The following is a 19,402-nucleotide window of genomic DNA, read 5'->3' as shown; positions in this document are numbered from 1 at the left end:
CCATGGTCGTCTTCAACGTCAGTCGTCTTCGTCGTCGTGTCTGGTGGGTGTCGTTTCTGATGATTGCGGTCAGCGTCTTCGGCATCCTCCTCAGCTGGACCAACCCTCAGATTCATGCTCCCCTTCGCCCCGGCCTTGATTTCACCGGCGGTACTCAGATCCAGTTGGAGCGCCGTTGTGGGACCAGCTGTGGCGCACTGAAGGTCTCTGAGCTTCAGAACGTCCTTGCGGCGGCTCCATTGCCAGACGATGCCGATGCGCCAGCACCAAATCTTGCGTCCGCGCGCGTTCAGCTTCTCGATCGCGGCAAGTCTCTGGTGCTGCGCATGCCCACCCTCAGTGCGGCCCAGGGCCAGGCCGTGATCGCTGCGCTCACGCCTGTGGCCGGACCGTTTCTGCCCGGTGGACAGGCGGTTGACACGATCGGTCCCACCCTCGGTAGTCAGTTGTTGCGCAGCAGTCTCATCTCCCTGCTGGTCGCCTTCGCGGGAATCGCGGTCTACATCAGCATTCGCTACGACAGGCGCTACGCCGTGCTCGCGCTTCTGGCCCTTGCCCATGATGTGGTGATCGTCTGTGGCCTGTTCGCCTGGCTGGGCCTGCTGATCGCCCTGGAGGTCGACAGTCTTTTTGCAGTGGCTCTGCTCACAATTGCCGGTTATTCGGTCAACGACACCGTGGTCGTGTTTGACCGCATTCGTGAACGGCAGCGCCTGGAAGGCGATCGTCCGATTGGTGAGCAAGTCGACAATGCGGTCACTGCGACCCTCACGCGCACGCTTTACACCAGTGGCACCACCTTGATGCCCCTGTTCGCCCTGATCCTCTTCGGGGGAAGCACCCTGGTGTGGTTTGCAGTGGCTCTTGCCGCCGGCGTCATCGTCGGTAGCTGGTCGAGCATCGCCCTGGCTCCGTCGCTTCTCACGCTCTGGTCCAGACGCGCCGTCGCCCCCAGTCGCGCGAGTTGATCCGTGGGTTCTCCCCGTCGCAGCAGCGACCGATGGTTTCCAGCGTTGCTCCTGATTTTGGCGCTGCTGGATCTACGCACTGAACTGCTTCTGCTCCGTGACCACGTCACAGTCACAGCCGTGTCTTACGCGATCCGGCATCATGCCCTCGCGATTGTTGTGCTCTGTGCCATTCCTTCGCTCTGGCGTCGGTACGGGCCTCGCTCAGGAGACTGAGTCGTGGCTGGAGGTTGCGCTGGAGGTTGCGCCATGGCGCTGAAGCGTTATTGGGCTCTGTTGCTTCTCGTGGGCCTCGTCGGCGTGGTGCTCATCGCCAGAACCCAGTCCCAGTTCCAGCCCCATCGCCCCAGAGCTCAACCGGCGAAAGTGCGACCGTCCAGCCTGAATCCGGTGCGCACCAGCCCTCGCAATACCATCCGTCAGCTGAAGACGGAACCGTCGCGCCCCTAAGACAAGGGGGTGGATCAGCTCCAGCGATCCATGATCTGACGCACCACGACCAGTTCCATTCCCACCTGCAGAACCACCACGAGAGGGAGGGCCAGCAGAACTCCAGGCAGGCCGAGCAGGGCGCCCAGGCTTAACTGAGCCATGAGTGCCACAGTCGGCAGCAGGTTCACCGTACGCCGTAACAGAAGCGGCGTGAGCAGGAAAGCCTCCAGGTTTTGCAGCACCAGCCGCAGGATCAGCACCTGAAGGGTCAGGGTCGGCGAGATCAGCAGTGCCAGACCAAGCGGCAGCAGGGTGGCTGCCGTTGGACCGATGGTTGGCACGAAGGTCAGCAGGCCGCAGATCAGCGCGCTGAGCAGAGCAAGCGGCGCTTTTAACAGCACCAGACCCAGCCAAGTGAGAAGAAACACGGCCGTTGCAGACAGGGTCATGCCCGCAAGCCAGCCGCCCAGGGCCGCTCGACATTGATCGAGAACCCGTTTCATCATCGGTCGAGCTGGCCTGGGGGTTGCAGCGATCACCATGCGGCGATGGGAGCCAGGGTCGAGGGCCATGAGCACCGCCAAGAGGCTCATCAGCAGCAGCTGGATCAGCCCGTTCGCTGCACCGCCAGCGACCCCAAGCAGCTGGAAGCCAACGGGTTGGATTCGCTCCCAGCTGAACTGCTCCGGAATCGATTGCTCCAGCTCGGACAGCCTCGGCTGGCTCGCGATGATTGAGCGAAGTTTTTCAACCAGGCTCGGGAGCAGGGAGGTCAGCTGTTGGAGCTGGGTGAGCAGTTCCGGTACGAGCAGCTGAATCACCAGTGCACCGCCAAGAATCAGGAGGGCCAGCACCACGAGCAGCGAGAGGTGCCTCGGTAGCCCTAATTGCATGAGTTTGCGGATCGGCACGTCTAAGGCCACGGCCAGCACCACGGCGCCGAAGAGCACCAGCAACACCCAGCGCAGTTCCCACACCAACAGGCAGAGCACCACAAGGGTGAGGGCGGCCAGCAGGTTCCGGGCACTCATGGTGTGCTTTGCCTGGAGAGACGGAGGCGTCCTTCCGACTTCCAGCGATCGAACATGTCGTGAATCACGATTTCACGGATCAGCACCTGCAGCACCACAGCGAGTGGAAGGGCCAGCAGCAGCCCAAGGGGACCGAACACCACCGTGAAGACAAACTGTGCCGTCAGGGTCAGTCCCGGCAGCAGTTTGACCTGATGGTGCATCACCGATGGTGTGATCACATAACTTTCCAGGTTCTGCACGATCACGTAGAGCCCAAGCACCGCCAGCGCTTTCCAGGGGGAATCCAGCAGAGCGACTGCCATCGGAAAAATCGTGCTCATCGTTGGGCCAACGTTGGGAATCACGTTGAGCAGACCAGCCAGCAGAGCATTGGCCATCACCAGTTTCACGCCGAGGAGCGAGAGACCGATGCCAGCCAACAACGCAACACAGAGGGAGCTGATCAGCACCCCCACCATCCAGCTGCTCAGCGCGTTTCCGCACTGATCAAGGATTCCCTGGGCACGGCGTCGATAAAACGACGGCACCAGAAGAATCGCCACGTTGCGGTAGGCGTTGGGCTGCACAGCAACCATCAGGCTGACGGCGAGTACAAACAAGAGCTGCACCAATCCGCTGCCCAGGTTTCCGGCTAGACCGAGCAGGCTCTGGAGCCCCCCCCCGAGACCGCTCGCCAAGGTGGAGCTGTCTGGGAGTGATGTGACGCCGTTGGCAAACAGTCGATCACTCCAGCTGCCGCTGGCTCCGCTTCCGTAGACCCAGCCGGAGATGACATTGATTGCATTGATCGCCAGGGTCTTCAGCTCACCTGCAGCAGCCGGGAGTTGAAGCAGCAGCTGATGAAACTGGCTGGTGAATGGGGGGACGACGACGGCTGCTCCGAGGCCGATGACCACCAGCAGACCAACCAGACAGATCAGCAGGGCGACAGGTCTGGGAATCGGCCAACGGGCCCGGAGTGTTCCCACCAGCGTGCAGAGCGCCATGGCCAGCACCACTGCTGCAAACAGGTGGATGAGAACGTCCTTGAGCGTCCAGAGCAGGACCACTGCAGCGCCAAGGGCGGCGAGCCCAATCCACTGGGGAAATTTCACCCGTCGCTGTCGTTGTCCTCGGCATTGTCGCCGGAATTCTGGGAATAGCCCAGGTCGTGGCTGTCGGCGTAGCGCTGGGCAAAGCGCATGAAGCGTTCGAAGTCCACCTCACTCTTCCAGGTGTAAGTGGCCTCCAGGGCACTGGCCTTGCCATTCACGAAACGGGCCTTCACCTCACGGGTGACCAGGGTGCCTTCCTCATCCACCAGGAACATGCCGGTGATGTCGCCCATGCTCTCTGGGGCCAGGGCATCGGGCTGCTCAAACACGAACAGGGCCTGGCCTGTGCGTCCATCGCGGCTGCGGGTGAGGCGGATATCCGGCACCACCGGCTCATCGACCCCACGGAAAAACTGAATCGCCGCTGTCGCCTGGCCACCGGTGCTTGCCGCCTCTGCCATGTCGTTTGTCCCCAGCTGACCAAAGGGTGACTTTAGAGCCAGCTCTTCCAGGTTGTGCTCAGCGTTGGCGAGGCTCGATCAGCTGTCGATGCAGCAGAGCATCGGCGGCTTGATCAGCACTCAGGCCGTCCAGATCAACGCTTTGCCGAGCTGGGGAACGGGCTAACTCGTGGTCATAGCAACGGTCGTAGTAGTCGAGCATGGCCCTGCAGGCCCTCGCCCAGTCCTGCTCCTCGATGGCATCGATCGCCTCCCTGGTGCGCTGGGGCCCGAGTCTGCGGCTGATGCGTTCCGTTGCGGCAAGCAGGGGTTCGCGTCCCTGGGATCCGTAGACCGTGACCAGCTGCGCGACACGCTCTTCAAGATTGCGCCGGATCTCCAGGACCGGTGCGGATTGCATCTGGCGAAACAGTGCATTGGGAATGCGGCAACGGCCCACTTGCGCACTTTCGGCCTCGAGCCAGATCTGATCAGCTCCTTGATGGCGCGCAAGATCCAGGGCTTCGGCGAGGCGATTCTCGTAATGCTCCGTGCTGGGCTGCTCCGGAAGGCCCAGGCCACCGAAACTGCTGCCCCGGTGATGGGCGAGACCTTCCAGATCCACCACCGCCACCTCCCGCTGGGCAAGGGCGAGCAGCAAATCAGTCTTTCCTGTGCCCGTGCGTCCTCCCAGCAGGCGCAGCGGCCAGGGCTCCTCAAAACTGGCCAGCACCCAGCGTCGGTAGCTTTTGTAGCCACCGTCCAGAAGAGTGGGATTCAGATCAACCAGTCGTGCCAACCAGGCCACACTGTTGGAGCGCAGTCCCCCCCGCCAGCAGTAGAGCCGCAGTTGACCATCGGCTCCTGCGGCGCAGCGCAGGGCATCGGCAAGATCCGCCAACTGAGGCCCTATCGCGGCCAGCCCGAGCTGGGTGGCCGCCAGTCGCCCTTCCTCTTTGTAGGTCAGTCCCACCTCAGCACGCTGGTCGTCGTTGAAAAGCGGAATGTTGACCGACCCCGGCCAATGGCCTTGCGCGAATTCCGAGGGGCTGCGCACGTCCACGATTGGCCCTGCTGCTGCACGGAAGTGCCTCAGGTCCACGCCTTCACCAGCCACGCCATCACCCACCACCATCACCAACGACTGCATCGATCAGGCCCATGCCTGACATAGTGGGCCAACGCCGAGCCTGTCAGAGCCGGCCCTGATCCATGCTTTCCGGTTCTCCTTCCACCACAAGCCTGCCCGTAGACCAACTGCTGGAGCGTTTCTCCACAGGGTCGACCCGTCAGCGGCGCGCTTTGATTCCAACGATTGAATCGAGGGCTGCTGAGTTGGCGGCTCTGGGTTCCGCGGCCCTCGCTCCGTTCGATCCCAAGGGGGATGCCTGGGAGGCTGGCTGGTTACTGCAGGTGTTCCAGCGTCATCAACCTCAGGCGCTCCCGGCCCTCATCGGAAGCAGGGATGGTTGGTTTGAGGCGTCTTCAGCAGCGGGCATCGACTACGGCCCTCTGCAGCGGGATTTGCTCGCTGAACGGTTCGAAGAAGCGGATCGCTTCACCAGTGCGGCGCTTCGCAGCCTTGCCGGCCCCCAGGCTGAACGGCGTGGTTACGTTTATTTCAGTGAAGTCCCGGCGATGGAGGGGCTGGATCTCGCCACCCTTGACCGGCTTTGGATGGCCTATTCCCAGGGGCGTTTCGGCTTCAGTGTTCAGGCCAGGTTGCTTGCCGGTCTTGATGGTCGCTACGAACGGCTCTGGCCACGGATTGGCTGGAAGCATGAGGGAGTTTGGACTCGTTATCCGGGCGCTTTTCAGTGGGCCATGGATGCCCCAGAGGGTCACATGCCCCTGATTAATCAGCTCCGCGGCGTGCGTCTGATGGACGCCCTGCTTGACCACCCATCTCTGCAGGCCCGTCGCTCCACTGCAAGCCGGTAGTGGCAACCCTCCCGCATCCCGGTATGGTCGAAAAAGAGTGCAGCGTTTCCGATGGCATCCGGGCATAGGTCCGTCGATCCGCTGCAGTTGTTGTTGCAGTCCATCGGTGCCGCTCCTGTGTTCCGCTGGGCCGACTTCATCCTTCCCTCGACACTCCAGCTCAGCCCACTGCTGGAGATCTTGTTAGAGCCTGTCTCCTGTCCTGATACCTGCTGTCGCCTTCAACTGGGTCTTCAGGAGGCTCTCGTTAATGCTGTGCGCCACGGCAACGCAGGCGATCCATCCAAATGTTTGCGTGTGCGCCGCATCCTCACGCCCAACTGGTTGATCTGGCAGATCCAGGATGAAGGGATTGGGCTACCGCCTCAGGCCCGATCCGCTTCCCTTCCCGATCGTCTGGACGCCAATCAGGGGCGGGGCCTGTTTCTGATTCATCAGTGTTTCGATGACGTGCGCTGGAGCCGGCGCGGCAATCGCCTTCAGCTGGCCTGCAGGCGCTATCAAACGCCTGCTCCCGTGGTCAGCGGTGCTGGGGACAGCCTGGGTCCTTCAGTTCCCGCCTGAGCCAGAGCAGCCCCTGGTTGATGAGAGCCTCCACATCGGCCCTCTCCCCGCCCTGAAGAAGTTGCACCAGTGCTCCTGAGAGCAGTTCAGCAGCACGACGATCGGCGTTGCTTTTCAATCGGTGCCAGTCGCGATCATCCAGTCGCAATTGGCCGTGCAGTTCCTGGGCGAGAGGCGGTGCTTCATCAGGCCAGGGGGCTGGACTGCGGGTGGCCATGGCGGTGGGCAAAGCTGTTTCTATCCTGGCGCTAGCAGCGTGCGCGCGAAGGCATGACATCCGCCCGAGGCCTCTGCCCCCGTCGAAACCGTCACGCACTGAGGAACTGTCTCCGGACGCCCTCCGGCGCCCTGAAGCGTCTGGCCTTCTGGTTGACGCTGGAACGTCAGCTGATGATGCGCCCTTCAAAACGTCAGGGACGTCATCACCGTTTGCGCTGGCGTCAGCGCTCTGCCCTGATGCGTCAGGTTCTTGAGGGTCAGCCGAGTCAAGAGGTCTTCAGGCCAGCACCGTCGGGATGGTGGTTCTGGAGAGCGATGCGCTGGGGTGGTCCAGGACTGCTGCTGGGATGGCTACTGGCTCGCCTTTAAGTCGCGCCTCTCAAGCTGCCAGGCAGTCAGGCTGCCAGGGGTTGGGGGTGGACCACCACCAGGGACCCGGGTCCCTCCTGACGCGCTTCTTCTAGAGCTGGGGCCTCGTCCGTGGCACTGCGCGTGAGGTCCTGACCGCGGATCCAAGCTTGATGCAGGGCACGCCTGCGCTTGTCCTCGGCAAGCACGAGCCTGTCGGCAGCTGCCTGGGGGCTTTCACCCGGAAACAGGGCTGTCCTGAGACAGATGCCAAAGCCATGGGCTTCCACCTGAACCTTCCCTTCCATCAGAACGAGCTGGAAGGTCCAGCCCTGAAGCCAGCGCAGACGGAAAGGATTGGACATGGACCCCACGAGGGATAGGGGCACCCTATGGGGCGCGACTCCGTGCGCAAGCGCACATGTCAGGGAATGCCTATGCCCCTTTACTGGCCGACCAGACCCTTGCCATGAAGTGAGACTCGCCGGTGATGCCACGGAAGCCGGCTTGGCTGAGACGCGCTTCGATGTCATCACGGATGTAATCGGCGTAATAAGGCTCGTGGAAAGCGCGGCGGAAGTTTTCCATCGCCACGCTGAACTGCGGTGAGTCGGCCAACTGAATCGAATCGGCCAGCACCAGAACACCACCGGGTTCCAGGACGCGATAGCACTCCTCCAACACGGCCTGTCTGGCTTTGGCTGGTAGCTCGTGGAGCAGAAACACGCAGGTGACGGCTTGCATGCTTCCATCCGCGAAGGGAAGGTGTTCGCCATTCCCCTTCAGGAGTTGCACCAGACCTTGGCGCCCCTGGTTGAGCCATCGGTTGGCCTGCCTCAGATACGCCTCAGAGAGGTCGATGCCAGTCAGAGTCGCTTCAGGCAGGGCTGCACGGATCTGATGCAGGGTTCTGCCCGTTCCCGTGGCCACATCGAGGACCCTGAGGCTGGCTGCAGGTCGGTCCTCAAAGCGACGCAGACCGCGGAGGAGAGGTGCCAGGACACGCCTGCGCATTGCATCTGCTGCGCCATTGAACAGGATGTCCACTTGGAGGTCATAGAGCTCCGCGGAGTGATCACTCAGGTAACCGTCGGTCTGATGGTGGAAGTTCTGTAGGTAGTAGTCGGGGTAGAGCGTTTCGCTTGCCTCATCCGGGAGGTCACGGACATTTCTCTTTTGGCGACGCATCCAGGTGGAGGGAAGGTCCAGCCAGAGACGGGGGTAGCGGGCCGCCCAGTCGATCCAGGGCTGATCGAACAGCTGACGTTTGGGATAAAGCCCGGATTCGGCCTCCTGCCAGTCGGTGTCCTCTAGGGAGGCGAGGGAGCGACGCAGCTCCATGAACATGGCCTCTGGCACGGTTTCCGTGCTTGGTACGGCGTCCGGCGCGACCCATTCCATCAGCCTGGTGCTGAATTCCTTGTGAGCCAGTCCGGCGATGCTGCGGCTCTGTTGAAGGGTGCGGTAGGCGATCTCGGTGATGCTGGGCGTCGCCATCGAGGGTGCCTGCGGGCCAAAGGTTGTCTATTTCAGCTCACCGACCGCCCTCTCTGTGGCTTTCGTGCCTGGCTGATCAATTGGCTGGAAAGATTCGTGTAGTAACGCGAGATTCTGTAGCGGTTGCTACAGACTGACTTCAGTGAAAGAGGAGATGCGCCATGTCTGATGTTCATCCAGTCAACGTTCTCGATCGGCGCCGTCGTGCGGCCGTCGAATTTGTCTCCTGGTCAGATCACCATGCCCATGAGCGTCGTCGGCGTGAGGCAGGGCTCGCCCAGATCGAGACCCATCCCGATGCCCTTGATCAGCGCAATGCGATCGCGCAGCAGAGGGCATGGTCTCGACGCCAGGATCATTGTCGGCATCTCCATGACAGCGCTTTGGCCCAGTTGAGGCATCGTTGAACCAAAAAAATGGGGGGGGCAAAGCCCCCCCCATTCGTCCTTTTGCCTTTGACCAACTCCCTTTGATCAGGCGTCGTAGTACATCACAAACTCATGGGGATGAGGGCGCTGGCGCAATTGCTGCACCTCCTCATATTTGAGATCGATCCAGTTGTTGATGAAGTCTTCGCTGAAGACACCTCCTTCCATGAGGTAGTGCTTATCAGCGTTGAGTGCTTCAAGGGCGCCGTTGAGGGATGCCGGCACCGTGGCGATATTGGCGAGCTGATCGGCCGGAAGTTCGAACAGGTCAACGTCCACCCCTTCGCCAGGGTCGATCTGGTTTTTGATGCCGTCAATGCCAGCCATCATCATCGCGCTGAAGGCGAGATAGGGATTGGCAAGGGCATCACCGGAGCGGAATTCCAGGCGCTTGGCCTTGGGGCTTGGGCCGGTGAGCGGGATGCGCACCGCCGCTGAGCGGTTGCCCTCCGAATACACCAGATTGACGGGCGCTTCAAATCCGGGAACCAGGCGCTTGTAGCTGTTGGTGGTCGGGTTGGTGAAGGCCAGGAAGGAGGGGGCGTGCTTGAGGATGCCGCCGATGTACCAGCGGGCGGTCTGGGAGAGGTTGGCGTAGGTGCCTTCTCCGAAGAAAAGGGGCTGACCACCCTTCCAGAGGCTCTGGTGGACGTGCATGCCGCTGCCGTTGTCGTTAAACACTGGCTTGGGCATGAACGTGGCTGTCTTGCCGTATTTCTTGGCGACATTTCTCACGACGTACTTGTACGTCATGACGTTGTCGGCGGCCTGGATGAGTTCGGCGAATTTGATGCCGAGCTCGTGCTGACCGGCGCCGGCCACTTCGTGGTGGTGCTTCTCGATGGGAACACCTAGCTGCCCCATCAGCAGCAGCATCTCGGAACGAATGTCCTGGGCGGTGTCGTTGGGGGCAACAGGGAAATAGCCCTCCTTGGTTTGGATTTTGTAAGCCAGGTTTCCGCCTTCCTCCAGGCGGCCTGTGTTCCAACCGGCCTCGATGGTGTCGACGCTGTAGAAGCAGCCACCCTCACTGGAGTTGTAACGAACGTCGTCGAACAGGAAGAACTCAGGCTCCGGTCCGAAGAAAGCCGTGTCAGCAAGACCAGTGCCAGCCAGATAGGCAAGTGCTTTCTGAGCGAGTGCGCGCGGGCAGCGGTCATAGGCCTGCCCCGTGCGCGGATCCTGAATCGAGCAGATCAGGCTCAGGGTTTTGTGGCGATAAAAGGGATCGATCCAGGCGGTGGCGGGATCGGGAACCATCGCCATATCGGAGGCATTGATCGCCTTCCAGCCGCGAATTGAGGATCCGTCAAAGGCCAGTCCTTCGCTGAAGGCTGCCTCGTCCACCATGTCGGCGCAGACGGTCAGGTGTTGCCACTTCCCGTGAAGATCAGTGAATTTGAGGTCGATCAGCTCAATCCCTTCGTCCTTGATCTGACGGAGAACGTCCTGTGCGGTCTTGCCCATGGGTGCAATAGATGGCAGGGGGCCAATAGTCAGGGCGGACCGTAGTCAGCCCTTGGGACTCCTTTTGTATCAATGGGTACATTTTCTGCTTCGCGCCGATGCCGCCTCGATCGTCTTGGACCTTCTTGATCCCTTGGGATGGCTTCCTTTTTTGCCCCCTCTGCGCTTTCTGAATGCTCACCGCATCGCGGCATCAACCCGTTGATGAAGGTCGTGGAGGCTGTTCCACTCCTGCCCGTTAGTAACCGTTTCTGTCAACTTGCCCATAACGCTGCTGCAGAGAGCGTTCTGCTGGGAAAGCTGGTGTTACTTTCCAGTTTGACACTGTTCAAGCCTGAGCCATGCGTGATGCCATCACCGGGTTGATCGGTCGATACGACCAGCTCGGTCGTTATCTCGATCGCTCCGCCATGGACAGCATCGATGGCTATCTCTCTGAAGCAGCCCTCAGGCTCAAGGCTGTCGAATTGATTAACCGTGAGGCGGCTGAAATCGTCCGAGAGGCCAGTCAGCGTCTCTTCCTTGACGACCCGGAGCTGCTGCTTCCTGGGGGCAACGCCTACACCACCCGGCGTCTCGCAGCATGCCTGCGAGACATGGATTACTTCCTGCGCTACGCCAGCTACGCCCTGGTGGCCGGAGACAGCACCATCCTGAATGAACGGGTGCTCAACGGTCTTGACGACACGTACAAGAGTCTCGGAGTGCCTACGGGACCCACGGTTCGCAGCATTGTTCTCTTGGGCGATGTGCTTTGCGAGCGACTGGTGGCTGAGGGGGTGGAGTTTGATCGCTGCCCAGTGGTGCGTCAGCCCTTCGAGCACATGGCTTCCGGTCTGGCGGCCACCGACGTCCGCCAGCGTTAGGCCGTTGCATTCCCTCATCTCCTCCCCTGATGGAGGGATGACTGCGTAGGCTTTTCGCCAACGATTTTCCCGTCAGTCCTTGGCGATAGCGCCCTCCCATCTCCAGATTGATTCGAGCCATCGCCGAGATCTGGCTCCGATCGCAACGCCAGATCGGCTCTTGCTTGGCCCTGGCCCTTCCAATGCCCATCCGACCGTGCTGGAGGCCCTGTCCCGCACGCCGATCGGTCATCTCGATCCGCTTTATGTGGAGCTGATGGGTGAAGTACAGGAATTGCTTCGCTACGCCTGGCAAACCGACAACCGGCTCACCCTTCCGATGAGTGGCACTGGTAGTGCCGCCATGGAAGCCACCCTGGCCAACACCGTTGAGCCTGGTGATCGGGTGCTGGTGGCCGTTAAGGGTTATTTCGGCCTTCGTCTTGTTGACATGGCCGGCCGCTATCAGGCCGATGTCCGGGTGATCGAGAAGCCCTGGGGAGAAGCGTTCTCTCTCGATGAGCTCGAAGCCGCTCTGATCGAGCATCGCCCGGCGATTCTGGCGATGGTTCATGCAGAAACGTCCACAGGGATCTGCCAACCCATGGAGGGTGTCGGGGATCTCTGCCGGAAGCACAATTGCCTCCTGCTCCTCGACACGGTCACCTCCTTGGGTGGAGTTCCGTTGCATCTCGATGCCTGGAAAGTCGACCTCGCGTACAGCTGCAGTCAGAAAGGTCTGAGTTGTCCTCCCGGACTTGGTCCTTTCACGATGGGACCGAGGGCCGAACAGAAGCTCTCGGCCCGCACCACCAAGGTGCCCAATTGGTACCTCGACGTGTCCCTGCTGAATCAGTACTGGGGAAGCGACAGGGTGTATCACCACACGGCGCCCGTGAACATGAACTTTGGGATGCGCGAGGCGCTTCGGCTTCTTGCCGAAGAAGGTCTTGAGCAGGCCTGGGCTCGCCATCGCCGCAATGCCGAGGCCCTCTGGTCCGGTCTTGAAGGTCTCGGCTTGGTCATGCATGCACCCCTGGAGCTGCGCCTGCCCACCCTCACCACCGTGCGCATTCCAGAAGGTGTCGATGGCAAGGCTTTCAGTCAGCACCTCCTGAACAATCACGGCATCGAGGTGGGTGGCGGATTAGGTGTGCTGGCCGGCAAGATCTGGCGAATTGGCCTGATGGGATACAACTCCACTCCCGAAAACGTCGATCGACTGCTCAATCTGTTTGAAACGGAATTGCCCCGTTTCAAACAGACCGCCGCCGTCGCTGCCTGAACCAGCACTCCAGCATCTGGCTGGCTTCGCGCTCGAGAACGCCCCCGATCACTCGCATGTGGTGGTGGGCGCTCTCATGGCTGCTGAGATCGATTGTGCCCCCCATGGCCCCACGCTTCGGATCCTTGGCGGCGAAGATCACTTGCCCCATGCGGGCCTGAACCAGTGCTCCAGCACACATTGGGCACGGCTCAAGCGTCACAAGCAGGGTGCAGCTGTTGCAACGCCAGTCCCCCCTGATGCTGGTGGCCTGCTGCAGGGCCACCAGCTCGGCATGGCCCAGGGGGTCCTGATCACGTTCGCGCCGGTTGACGCCATAGCCAATGCAGCGGCCGTGGCAATCCAGAACGAGCGCTGCCACAGGCACTTCACCGCTGTCGCCGACCCGGTTGGCTCGCCGCAGCAGGCGTCCCATCCACAGTCGGCACTGATGCTCAGTCAATGTCAGTGGTGCGCTCACGGCTGCCTCCCCAACGCGCCATCAAGGCCACGTCCACCTTCAATGTGCCACCGCAAGGGAGAATGACACCTGATCTGGCGATGCCCTTGGTTGGCAACCCTGCGATTCATTCGTCGCTGCCGCTTGCCCCATTCGCCTCACCGGATGGGCTCGATCCGCAGCTGCAGGACTTTCTTGATCTGACCTCCGCCAAGCTCTGTCGCTGGCTGGGGGAGGCTCAGGCACGAGGCCCATTGCCCACGCTTGCGGTACTTCCTTCCATTGAGCCTGAGGGGGGCCCCCGGTCGTTCACGCAATTGCTGGATGACCTGCAGCTGGTGATGGACGGCGCCTATCGCCCTTCCCATCCCGGTGCTCTCGCCCACCTGGACCCACCTCCGCTCACTGCCTCGATCGCCGCTGATCTTGTCTGTGCCGGCCTCAACAACAATCTCCTGGCCGAAGAGCTAGCCCCCAGCCTCAGCAATCTCGAGCGTCAGCTTTGTACCTGGGTTGCCCATCGTCTCGGCATGCCCGAGTCGGCCGGTGGCGTTCCTGCTAGCGGCGGCAGCCTCAGCAACCTGATGGCGCTTGTGGTGGCTCGTCAGCAGGCCGGTCTTGGCTCCGATGCCGATGCGGTCGTGCTTGCCAGTGCGGATGCCCACGTGTCTTTGGCCAAGGCCGTGCGGGTGATGGGTCTCCGAGCCGATGCGCTTCAAACCGTTCCTGTTGATGGCAGCGGTGCCTTGCAGGTGGAGGCCCTTGAGGCTCTGCTGTTGAAGCTTCGTCAGCAAGGACGTTCCTGCCTCGCGGTTGTCGCCACCGCTGGCACCACCGTGCGCGGTGCGGTGGATCCCCTGCAAGCCCTCGCGGATCTCTGCGCGCGACATCACCTTTGGCTTCACGTCGATGCAGCCATCGGTGGTGCCTATGGCCTTTCTCCGACCACTGCGGCTTTGCTCAGTGGGGTGGAGCGTGCGGATTCGATCACGATCAACCCTCAGAAACTGCTGGGCATCACCAAGACCTCCTCGTTGCTGTTGGTGGCTGATCGAGGGTTGCTCAGCCGCACCTTTGCCACCGGCCTCCCCTACATGGAATCTCCCTGGGGTGAAGCCCATGGCGGCGAACAGGGCTTGCAGGGATCTCGCCCAGCGGAAATCCTCAAGCTCTGGCTTGGGCTGCGCCAACTGGGCGATCAGGGCATTGAGCAGCTGTTGGAGGGAGCCCTGCAGCGCAAGCAATTCCTTCTCGATCACCTCGATGCAGAGCGGTTTCAGCTGCTGAGTGGGCCTCTCCATCTGTTGGCCTGCCGGCCAATGCACGCTGACCATGACGCGGTGGATGCCTGGTCGGCCTCCACCAGGGCCATGTTGCTTGACCACCAGTTCATGCTCTCCAGACCCCTGTATGCGGGCTGTCATCACCTCAAGGCGGTGCTGGGTAATCCCCATACCCAGGCCCCCCACCTCGAGCAGCTGGCCGCCATGCTCAACAGGTCTGTGCAGGAGGTGCCTTGATGTCAACACCGGCTCCGGCTCGCGGTCGCTGGGTCGCCATCGTCACCGGTGCGCTCTCTGTGGCAATCGGGGTGATCTATCTGTTGTTGATCACCGTTCTCGATTCTCGCGGTCCCATGCGCCCTCCCCCGCCCGAGGCCCTGGTCTCGGCGGTAGTTGTTTCGCCTCCCGACGCTTCAGCGGCTCCACGACCCGCTGAAGCGCTTGGGCAAGAAAATGCTGCAGGGATGTCTCCCGGCGGTTGAGGTCGTAATGGTGTTGGACCACGTCCTGCACGCCACCATCACCCCAGTCCTGATCCTGTTGGAAGTAGGTCATGAAGCTGGCCCCAGCGATGCGCGTCAGCCATGCGGCGGCAACGCCCTGGATGGCTCGACCCAGTAACAGGGTCGGCAGGTTGAGGCTCAGGGCCGTGCCAATCAAAGACATTCCTCCTTTAACAATCCCGAGGCCGGCGAGGGTCCGCCCCACGGATACCGCCAGTTCCTGGGCGCGGCTGCGAGTGAGCTGAACGCCGTAGACACCAGCGATTTCCATCACCATCTGGGCATTCACCGCCGCCGTGCCGAGCAGATCAATGCCTGGGAGAGGTGTGGCGGCCACGACGCCTCCACTGATCCAGCTGTAGCGATCCACGCAACGTCGTGCTTCCTGCATCCGCTGCTGATCGAGAAGGCGTCGTCCGGATTCCCCCAGATGCCTGCATTGCAGAAGGATGTTGTCGGCCAGCAGTTCTTCACCGTCCTGATGGAGCACGCTGGCCAACCGTCGCAGCAGACGCTCTACCTCCGCCGGAGGTTGCCAAGGCTGCTGTCCCGGTCGGGGGACTGATTGCGGTGAAGCGCTCGCAGGCACAACGTCGTCGGCGGCAAGTAGATCACCGCAGCGCTGCCTGAGCAGCATCAGCAGGCGTCGCTCCTCCTCCTCGCCACGAAGATCGCATTTGTTGAGCACCAGCAGGAGGCGCTTCCCTAGCCCTGCCAGATGGCGGGTGACTTCCAGCTCAGCCGCCCTCAGATCCCCATCCACAACCACAAGCATCAGGTCGGCACGACTGGCCTGACGGCGTGCCTCGATCTCCCGCTCCCGCCCATCGCGCCCACTCTCGAGGATTCCTGGTGTGTCCACCAGTTGCAGGCCCCGCTTTAAACCCTTGAGGCGGAGTCGGTAGCGATGGGTTTCGCTCGTGCTCCCCATCGCTGCTCCCACCTCTCCGACCATCTCTTGCAGCAGCGCTCGGATCAGGGAGGTCTTTCCACTGGAGCCTGTGCCGAAGACCACCACGGTCAGGTCGCCGCGTTGGAGCTCCTGCTCGACCCGTTCACGTTCCTGGCGAAGTCCCTCCCGTGCCACGGCGTCTTCAAGCTTCTCGAGCAGTCGATCAATGCTTTCGAGGCTTTGTTCAGCTGCTTGCCGGCGGCTGTCGGGTGGTGCTGGGGTGGAGCCCGCATGTCCACGATGCTGCCCTGAACCAGCTTGTCTTTGGCGCCAGGCGCGCCACCAGGGCAATCCCACCTGCAGGATCACCGCCACCACCAGCAGCGTGCCGATGAGCAGCACGGGTCCGACCAGCCAGGCTGGAAGCAGGTAGCTGAGATCCCAAAGCAGGCTCCGGATGGCCTGCAGAACCATCCCCACCACCACGAGCGCGATCAGGCCACCAACGGCCCACAGGATCCACGACTGTCGAAGCTTCAAGGCGACTCCTTGCTGCCACGTCCCGCTGCACGCATGATGTCTCCCCAGAGGGAGGCTGCCAGGGCACTGGAGCTGGCCGTGGGGCTGTTGTCATCGTTTCCCAGCCAGATCCCCAGCACCCAGTGGCGGCTGGGTTCATAGCCGATGAACAGCAGGTCCCGGCCGTCATTCGTGGTGCCGGTCTTGCCCCCTTCCTGGCCTCCAAGGGAGGCCGCCGTTCCAGTGCCTGCCCGGACAACGCTCCGCAACATGGCCTGCATGCTTTTGGCCACGTCCTTGCGCAGGGCGCGCCGGGCGCTGGTCACCCGAGTGTTGTCGGTGCCGGTGAGGCTGCCGCAGCGCTTGACCTTTTCGGCCGCACAGCTTTCTGCATCCAGCAGTCTGCGGATCGTTGTCGGTGGGTTCCAGAGCCCATCGTTGGCCACGGCTGCATAGGCGGCTGTCAGATCGATCAGTCGCACTTCGCTCTGACCGAGAGCCAGCCCGGGCACTGGGTCCAGTGGGGTATTGATTCCGAGGGCTCTGGCCTGTCGCACCACCTGTTCAAGTCCCACGCGCCGAGCCAGCCTCAGGGCGGCTGTATTGCTGCTGGAGGCGAAGGCACTTGTGAGGCTGAGCTGACCACCACAGGTGCTCTCAAAGCGTTGGCCGCCCCAGTCCAGAGGGCCACAGTCAACGGCATCTCCAGCTTTGATTCCCCGTTGCAATGCCGCCAGGTAGGTCATCAGCTTGAAGGTGCTCCCCGGCTGACGCAGGGCCATGGTCGCCCTGTTGAACTGACTGAAGCGGTAGTCCTTGCCGCCCGTGATGGCAAGCACGCCCCCGTTGCGCTGATCGATCACCACGGCAGCCCCCTCTCGGACCCCGAGCCCCTGGGCTTCGTTGAGCAGCCGTTGCAGTTGTCGCTCCAAGACCGCCTGTAGCAGCGGGTCGAGGTGTGTTTCCACCAGGAAATTTCCTTCGGCTGCGACTTCAGGGCCCACGAGGGCGCTGAGATCTCGACGCACCTGATCGGTATAGAAGGGTGCCGAGCGGCGCGTGGATTGTTGGCTGCAGGCAGATTTCGACAGCTGAATCGGCCGGCGGCGTGCTTGGCGAGCCTGATCGAGGGACAAGCGTCCAGCGTCGGCCATCTTGTTGAGCACGCGGTTTCTCGCTTCCAGCGCCCGCTGGGGGTACTGGCAGGGGTCATGCCCATTCGGTGAAGGAAGTAGCCCCACCAACAGGGCCGATTCCTCCAGGCTGAGTTGCGAGGCGGACTTCCCGAAATAGGTTCTGGCTGCGTCCTCGAAGCCCCAGCCCACCCCCAAGTAGACCCGGTTGAGGTAACTGAGCAGCAAATCCCCTTTGCTGAATCGGCTCTCCAGCTGCAGAGCCACCAACAGCTCCCTCCATTTGCGCCCCAGGGTGTCTCCCTGCCCCACTTGATCGGGGTAGAGGCTGCGGGCCAGCTGCTGGGTCAGGCTGCTGCCCCCTTCCATGAGGCGCCCCCCCGTCAGATTGGTGGCGAAGGCTCTGAGAGTGCCCACTGGGTCAACACCCGGGTGCCACCAGAAGCGGTTGTCCTCGCTGCTCAGCAGCGCATGAACCAGATCAGGGGAGAAGGATCCGATCGACTGCAACTCACGGTGTCGGCTGGAATCAACCGAATCCAGGGGTTTGTTGTTGCGGTCATAAATCGCGATCGGTCCCTGCACGCTCGCGAGTCGCCCCCGGACGGGAACCTGCAGGGCCGCGAGACTGAGAACAAGGCCACCACCCCCGAGGGCCAGAAGCAGCCCTCGGGCGATCCACTGTTCGACGCGCCGGAGTCGTCGTTCGGCAGGGTTGTGGAAGTGAAGGGTGGGGGCACCGGCTTCCGTGGCGGGCGCGAGGCTGACGCGATCCCCGTCCCGTAGTTCCAGCTCGCGGATCCGTCGGCCTCTCCACCACAGTCCATTGGTGGACTCCAGGTCGATCAGCATCCAATGGCGGCCTCGGCGGCGCAGAAGGGCATGCTGACGACTGACTGCCGGGTGCTCTACGGCGATCTCCAGTCCCTCATCACGGCCGAGCCGATAGGCCTCTCCATGGAGCACCAGCTGGCGATCCGGCTGGTTGGGCTGTCGCAAGGTCAGCGTCGCCAACCTTGTGCGTTCAGGCTCGTCCCGAATCATGGCGTCGGCTGAGGGCGTCAATGGCGAAGCAGGCGACCGCAAGATTGATGGCGATATCGGCCCCATTGAAGATGGGAAACGAGATCGGCACCAGTTCCAGGAAGTCGGTGACATGACCAAGCCGCCAGCGATCGAGTCCGTTGCCCACGGTCCCGCCGAGCAACAGGGCTAGGGCTAAGCCTTGCCAAGCTCCCAGTCGTGGTGCTTTCCAAATCCAGATGAGTAAGACGATCGCCACCACCAGGCTGAGCAGCCCGAGCAGGACCGTCGCATCGGTCAACAGGCTGAACGCGGCGCCGCTGTTGCGCACCCAGCGCAGTTGCAGAAACCCTGGGATCAAGGGCGTGGCCACGCCAGGCAAAAGCTGATCGCGGACCCAGGCTTTGCTGAATTGATCAACGAGCACGACCAGCAATGCCAGGAGCAAATAGACCCGTCTGAAGCGTCGCTGGCCACCCGCGTGAATCATCGGAACTCCATTCATTCGATGACCAGAAGCTTGCGCATCAGTCGAGCGACCAGGGCCGCAGCGATGCAAAGCAGGATCTGCGCCCCAAGCGGGCCCAGGGAATAGCTGAACAGGAGCTGGGGAAGCGGCTCACTCCAACGCCCGACCAAGCTGCCAAGCAACAGATTGAGCAGTCCGCAGATCTGAATCGTGAGCAATCCGGCAATCGCTGCAAGGGTCAGGCGGCCCAGGTTGTTCATGCCTCGCTGTTGAGCGAGTCGACCACTGAGCCAGGCAGCGGGAACGAAGCCAGCCAGATACCCAAAACCTGGATTCAGCAGATAGGCCAACCCGCCACCGTCGTGAAACACCGGCATGTCGAATAATCCGATGGTCAGATAAGCGACGGCGGCCATGACTCCAGCCCTGGGTCCGCAGATCAGGGCAACAGCTAACAGGGCCGGCACCTGCCAGGTGCTGGGTAAAGACACCACATGGGGGGGGACGAGCGGCAGAACAAGGGCCGCCGGCATCAAACTGCCGACGAGAATCAGCATCAGACCGGCAGTCGCGCCGCTCCAGGTGGCCAAAGCCCGCACGGGCAGAAGTCAGCTCGACCCATCCTGCAGTAGGAGAGGA

Annotated in this window: 23 protein-coding genes; 10 read left to right on the top strand and 13 right to left on the bottom strand. The window is 62.0% G+C overall.

Features of this window, described 5'->3' with window-relative positions; genetic code table 11:
* Positions 1-2 precede the first annotated feature (2 nt).
* From secF to CWE17_RS05925, 3 genes are read left to right on the top strand one after another with little or no spacing between them, the layout of a single operon-like run.
* Positions 3-968: a protein translocase subunit SecF gene (secF, locus tag CWE17_RS05935; RefSeq protein WP_131455436.1), complete on the top strand. Its 966-nt coding sequence runs from the start codon at positions 3-5 to the stop codon at positions 966-968.
* Positions 969-971: 3 nt separating this feature from the next.
* Positions 972-1,184 carry a hypothetical protein gene (locus CWE17_RS05930; RefSeq protein WP_131455435.1) on the top strand — a complete coding sequence of 71 codons (213 nt, stop codon included), beginning with the start codon at positions 972-974 and terminating at the stop codon, positions 1,182-1,184.
* Between the two features lie 33 nt (positions 1,185-1,217).
* Complete coding sequence (locus CWE17_RS05925; RefSeq protein ID WP_131455434.1) at positions 1,218-1,418, top strand: hypothetical protein; 201 nt, start codon at positions 1,218-1,220, stop codon at positions 1,416-1,418.
* A 14-nt stretch (positions 1,419-1,432) separates the two neighbouring features.
* Here the strand turns inward: CWE17_RS05925 and CWE17_RS05920 are convergent, their stop codons facing one another.
* From CWE17_RS05920 to mnmH, 4 genes are read right to left on the bottom strand one after another with little or no spacing between them, the layout of a single operon-like run.
* Complete coding sequence (locus CWE17_RS05920; RefSeq protein ID WP_131455433.1) at positions 1,433-2,431, bottom strand: AI-2E family transporter; 999 nt, start codon at positions 2,429-2,431, stop codon at positions 1,433-1,435.
* Positions 2,428-3,528: an AI-2E family transporter gene (locus tag CWE17_RS05915; protein WP_131455432.1), complete on the bottom strand. Its 1,101-nt coding sequence runs from the start codon at positions 3,526-3,528 to the stop codon at positions 2,428-2,430. Before CWE17_RS05915 ends, CWE17_RS05920 begins: the two co-directional genes overlap by 4 nt.
* Positions 3,525-3,929, bottom strand: a complete 405-nt coding sequence (gene psb28, locus CWE17_RS05910) for a photosystem II reaction center protein Psb28 (RefSeq protein WP_131455431.1) — start codon at positions 3,927-3,929, stop codon at positions 3,525-3,527. Before psb28 ends, CWE17_RS05915 begins: the two co-directional genes overlap by 4 nt.
* A 58-nt stretch (positions 3,930-3,987) precedes the next feature.
* Positions 3,988-5,058, bottom strand: coding sequence for a tRNA 2-selenouridine(34) synthase MnmH (gene mnmH / locus CWE17_RS05905; RefSeq protein WP_370318279.1), 1,071 nt, complete (start codon positions 5,056-5,058; stop codon positions 3,988-3,990).
* 62 nt (positions 5,059-5,120) lie between these two features.
* On the opposite strand from mnmH, the gene CWE17_RS05900 reads away from it, so the two are divergent.
* Together CWE17_RS05900 and CWE17_RS05895 are read left to right on the top strand one after the other, a co-directional pair.
* Complete coding sequence (locus CWE17_RS05900; RefSeq protein WP_131455430.1) at positions 5,121-5,849, top strand: GUN4 domain-containing protein; 729 nt, start codon at positions 5,121-5,123, stop codon at positions 5,847-5,849.
* A 51-nt stretch (positions 5,850-5,900) separates the two neighbouring features.
* A complete protein-coding gene (locus CWE17_RS05895; RefSeq protein WP_131455429.1) occupies positions 5,901-6,413 on the top strand; it encodes an ATP-binding protein in 513 nt (170 codons plus the stop codon).
* Here CWE17_RS05895 and CWE17_RS05890 read toward each other — a convergent pair.
* Entirely contained in the window at positions 6,370-6,630 is a 261-nt protein-coding gene (locus CWE17_RS05890; RefSeq protein WP_131455428.1) for a DUF6439 family protein, read from the bottom strand. The two genes, CWE17_RS05895 and CWE17_RS05890, sit on opposite strands and share 44 nt — an antisense overlap.
* Positions 6,631-6,683: 53 nt before the next feature.
* On the opposite strand from CWE17_RS05890, the gene CWE17_RS05885 reads away from it, so the two are divergent.
* Positions 6,684-7,001 (top strand): hypothetical protein, encoded by a 318-nt coding sequence (locus CWE17_RS05885; protein WP_131455427.1) that lies wholly within the window; start codon positions 6,684-6,686, stop codon positions 6,999-7,001.
* A gap of 26 nt (positions 7,002-7,027) precedes the next feature.
* Here the strand turns inward: CWE17_RS05885 and CWE17_RS05880 are convergent, their stop codons facing one another.
* Positions 7,028-7,345 (bottom strand): copper-binding protein, encoded by a 318-nt coding sequence (locus CWE17_RS05880; RefSeq protein WP_131455426.1) that lies wholly within the window; start codon positions 7,343-7,345, stop codon positions 7,028-7,030.
* A gap of 70 nt (positions 7,346-7,415) precedes the next feature.
* Complete coding sequence (locus CWE17_RS05875) at positions 7,416-8,477, bottom strand: class I SAM-dependent methyltransferase (protein WP_131455425.1); 1,062 nt, start codon at positions 8,475-8,477, stop codon at positions 7,416-7,418.
* A 161-nt stretch (positions 8,478-8,638) separates the two neighbouring features.
* On the opposite strand from CWE17_RS05875, the gene CWE17_RS05870 reads away from it, so the two are divergent.
* Complete coding sequence (locus CWE17_RS05870) at positions 8,639-8,884, top strand: hypothetical protein (protein WP_131455424.1); 246 nt, start codon at positions 8,639-8,641, stop codon at positions 8,882-8,884.
* A gap of 66 nt (positions 8,885-8,950) precedes the next feature.
* Here CWE17_RS05870 and glnA read toward each other — a convergent pair whose 3' ends face one another.
* Positions 8,951-10,372 carry a type I glutamate--ammonia ligase gene (gene glnA / locus CWE17_RS05865; protein ID WP_131455423.1) on the bottom strand — a complete coding sequence of 474 codons (1,422 nt, stop codon included), beginning with the start codon at positions 10,370-10,372 and terminating at the stop codon, positions 8,951-8,953.
* A 341-nt stretch (positions 10,373-10,713) separates the two neighbouring features.
* Between glnA and CWE17_RS05860 the strand changes: the two genes are divergently transcribed.
* Positions 10,714-11,238 carry an allophycocyanin subunit beta gene (locus tag CWE17_RS05860; RefSeq protein ID WP_131455422.1) on the top strand — a complete coding sequence of 175 codons (525 nt, stop codon included), beginning with the start codon at positions 10,714-10,716 and terminating at the stop codon, positions 11,236-11,238.
* A 79-nt stretch (positions 11,239-11,317) separates the two neighbouring features.
* Positions 11,318-12,502: an alanine--glyoxylate aminotransferase family protein gene (locus CWE17_RS05855; protein ID WP_131455421.1), complete on the top strand. Its 1,185-nt coding sequence runs from the start codon at positions 11,318-11,320 to the stop codon at positions 12,500-12,502.
* Here the strand turns inward: CWE17_RS05855 and CWE17_RS05850 are convergent.
* Positions 12,474-12,917: a nucleoside deaminase gene (locus CWE17_RS05850; protein WP_131455420.1), complete on the bottom strand. Its 444-nt coding sequence runs from the start codon at positions 12,915-12,917 to the stop codon at positions 12,474-12,476. The two genes, CWE17_RS05855 and CWE17_RS05850, sit on opposite strands and share 29 nt — an antisense overlap.
* Before the next feature lie 107 nt (positions 12,918-13,024).
* Here CWE17_RS05850 and CWE17_RS05845 point away from each other — a divergent pair, with 107 nt between their 5' ends.
* Entirely contained in the window at positions 13,025-14,461 is a 1,437-nt protein-coding gene (locus tag CWE17_RS05845; RefSeq protein ID WP_131455596.1) for an aminotransferase class V-fold PLP-dependent enzyme, read from the top strand.
* Positions 14,462-14,551: 90 nt separating this feature from the next.
* Here the strand turns inward: CWE17_RS05845 and CWE17_RS05840 are convergent, their stop codons facing one another.
* Genes CWE17_RS05840 through CWE17_RS05825 form a run of 4 tightly spaced genes read right to left on the bottom strand, consistent with a single transcriptional unit; the run spans position 14,552 to position 19,362 of the window.
* Positions 14,552-16,159, bottom strand: a complete 1,608-nt coding sequence (locus CWE17_RS05840; RefSeq protein WP_240789270.1) for a YcjF family protein — start codon at positions 16,157-16,159, stop codon at positions 14,552-14,554.
* Positions 16,156-18,315: a transglycosylase domain-containing protein gene (locus CWE17_RS05835; RefSeq protein ID WP_131455419.1), complete on the bottom strand. Its 2,160-nt coding sequence runs from the start codon at positions 18,313-18,315 to the stop codon at positions 16,156-16,158. Before CWE17_RS05835 ends, CWE17_RS05840 begins: the two co-directional genes overlap by 4 nt.
* A complete protein-coding gene (lspA, locus tag CWE17_RS05830; protein WP_240789268.1) occupies positions 18,296-18,799 on the bottom strand; it encodes a signal peptidase II in 504 nt (167 codons plus the stop codon). Before lspA ends, CWE17_RS05835 begins: the two co-directional genes overlap by 20 nt.
* Positions 18,796-19,362, bottom strand: coding sequence for a biotin transporter BioY (locus CWE17_RS05825; protein ID WP_131455418.1), 567 nt, complete (start codon positions 19,360-19,362; stop codon positions 18,796-18,798). The genes lspA and CWE17_RS05825 overlap by 4 nt, the downstream gene beginning before the upstream one ends.
* Between the last annotated feature and the right edge of the window lie 40 nt (positions 19,363-19,402).

This window comes from Synechococcus sp. BS56D, assembly GCF_004332405.1.
Lineage (GTDB): Bacteria > Cyanobacteriota > Cyanobacteriia > PCC-6307 > Cyanobiaceae > Synechococcus_C.
Note: the sequence above shows the minus strand (reverse complement) of the source record. Positions and strands in the feature narration are given on the sequence as shown.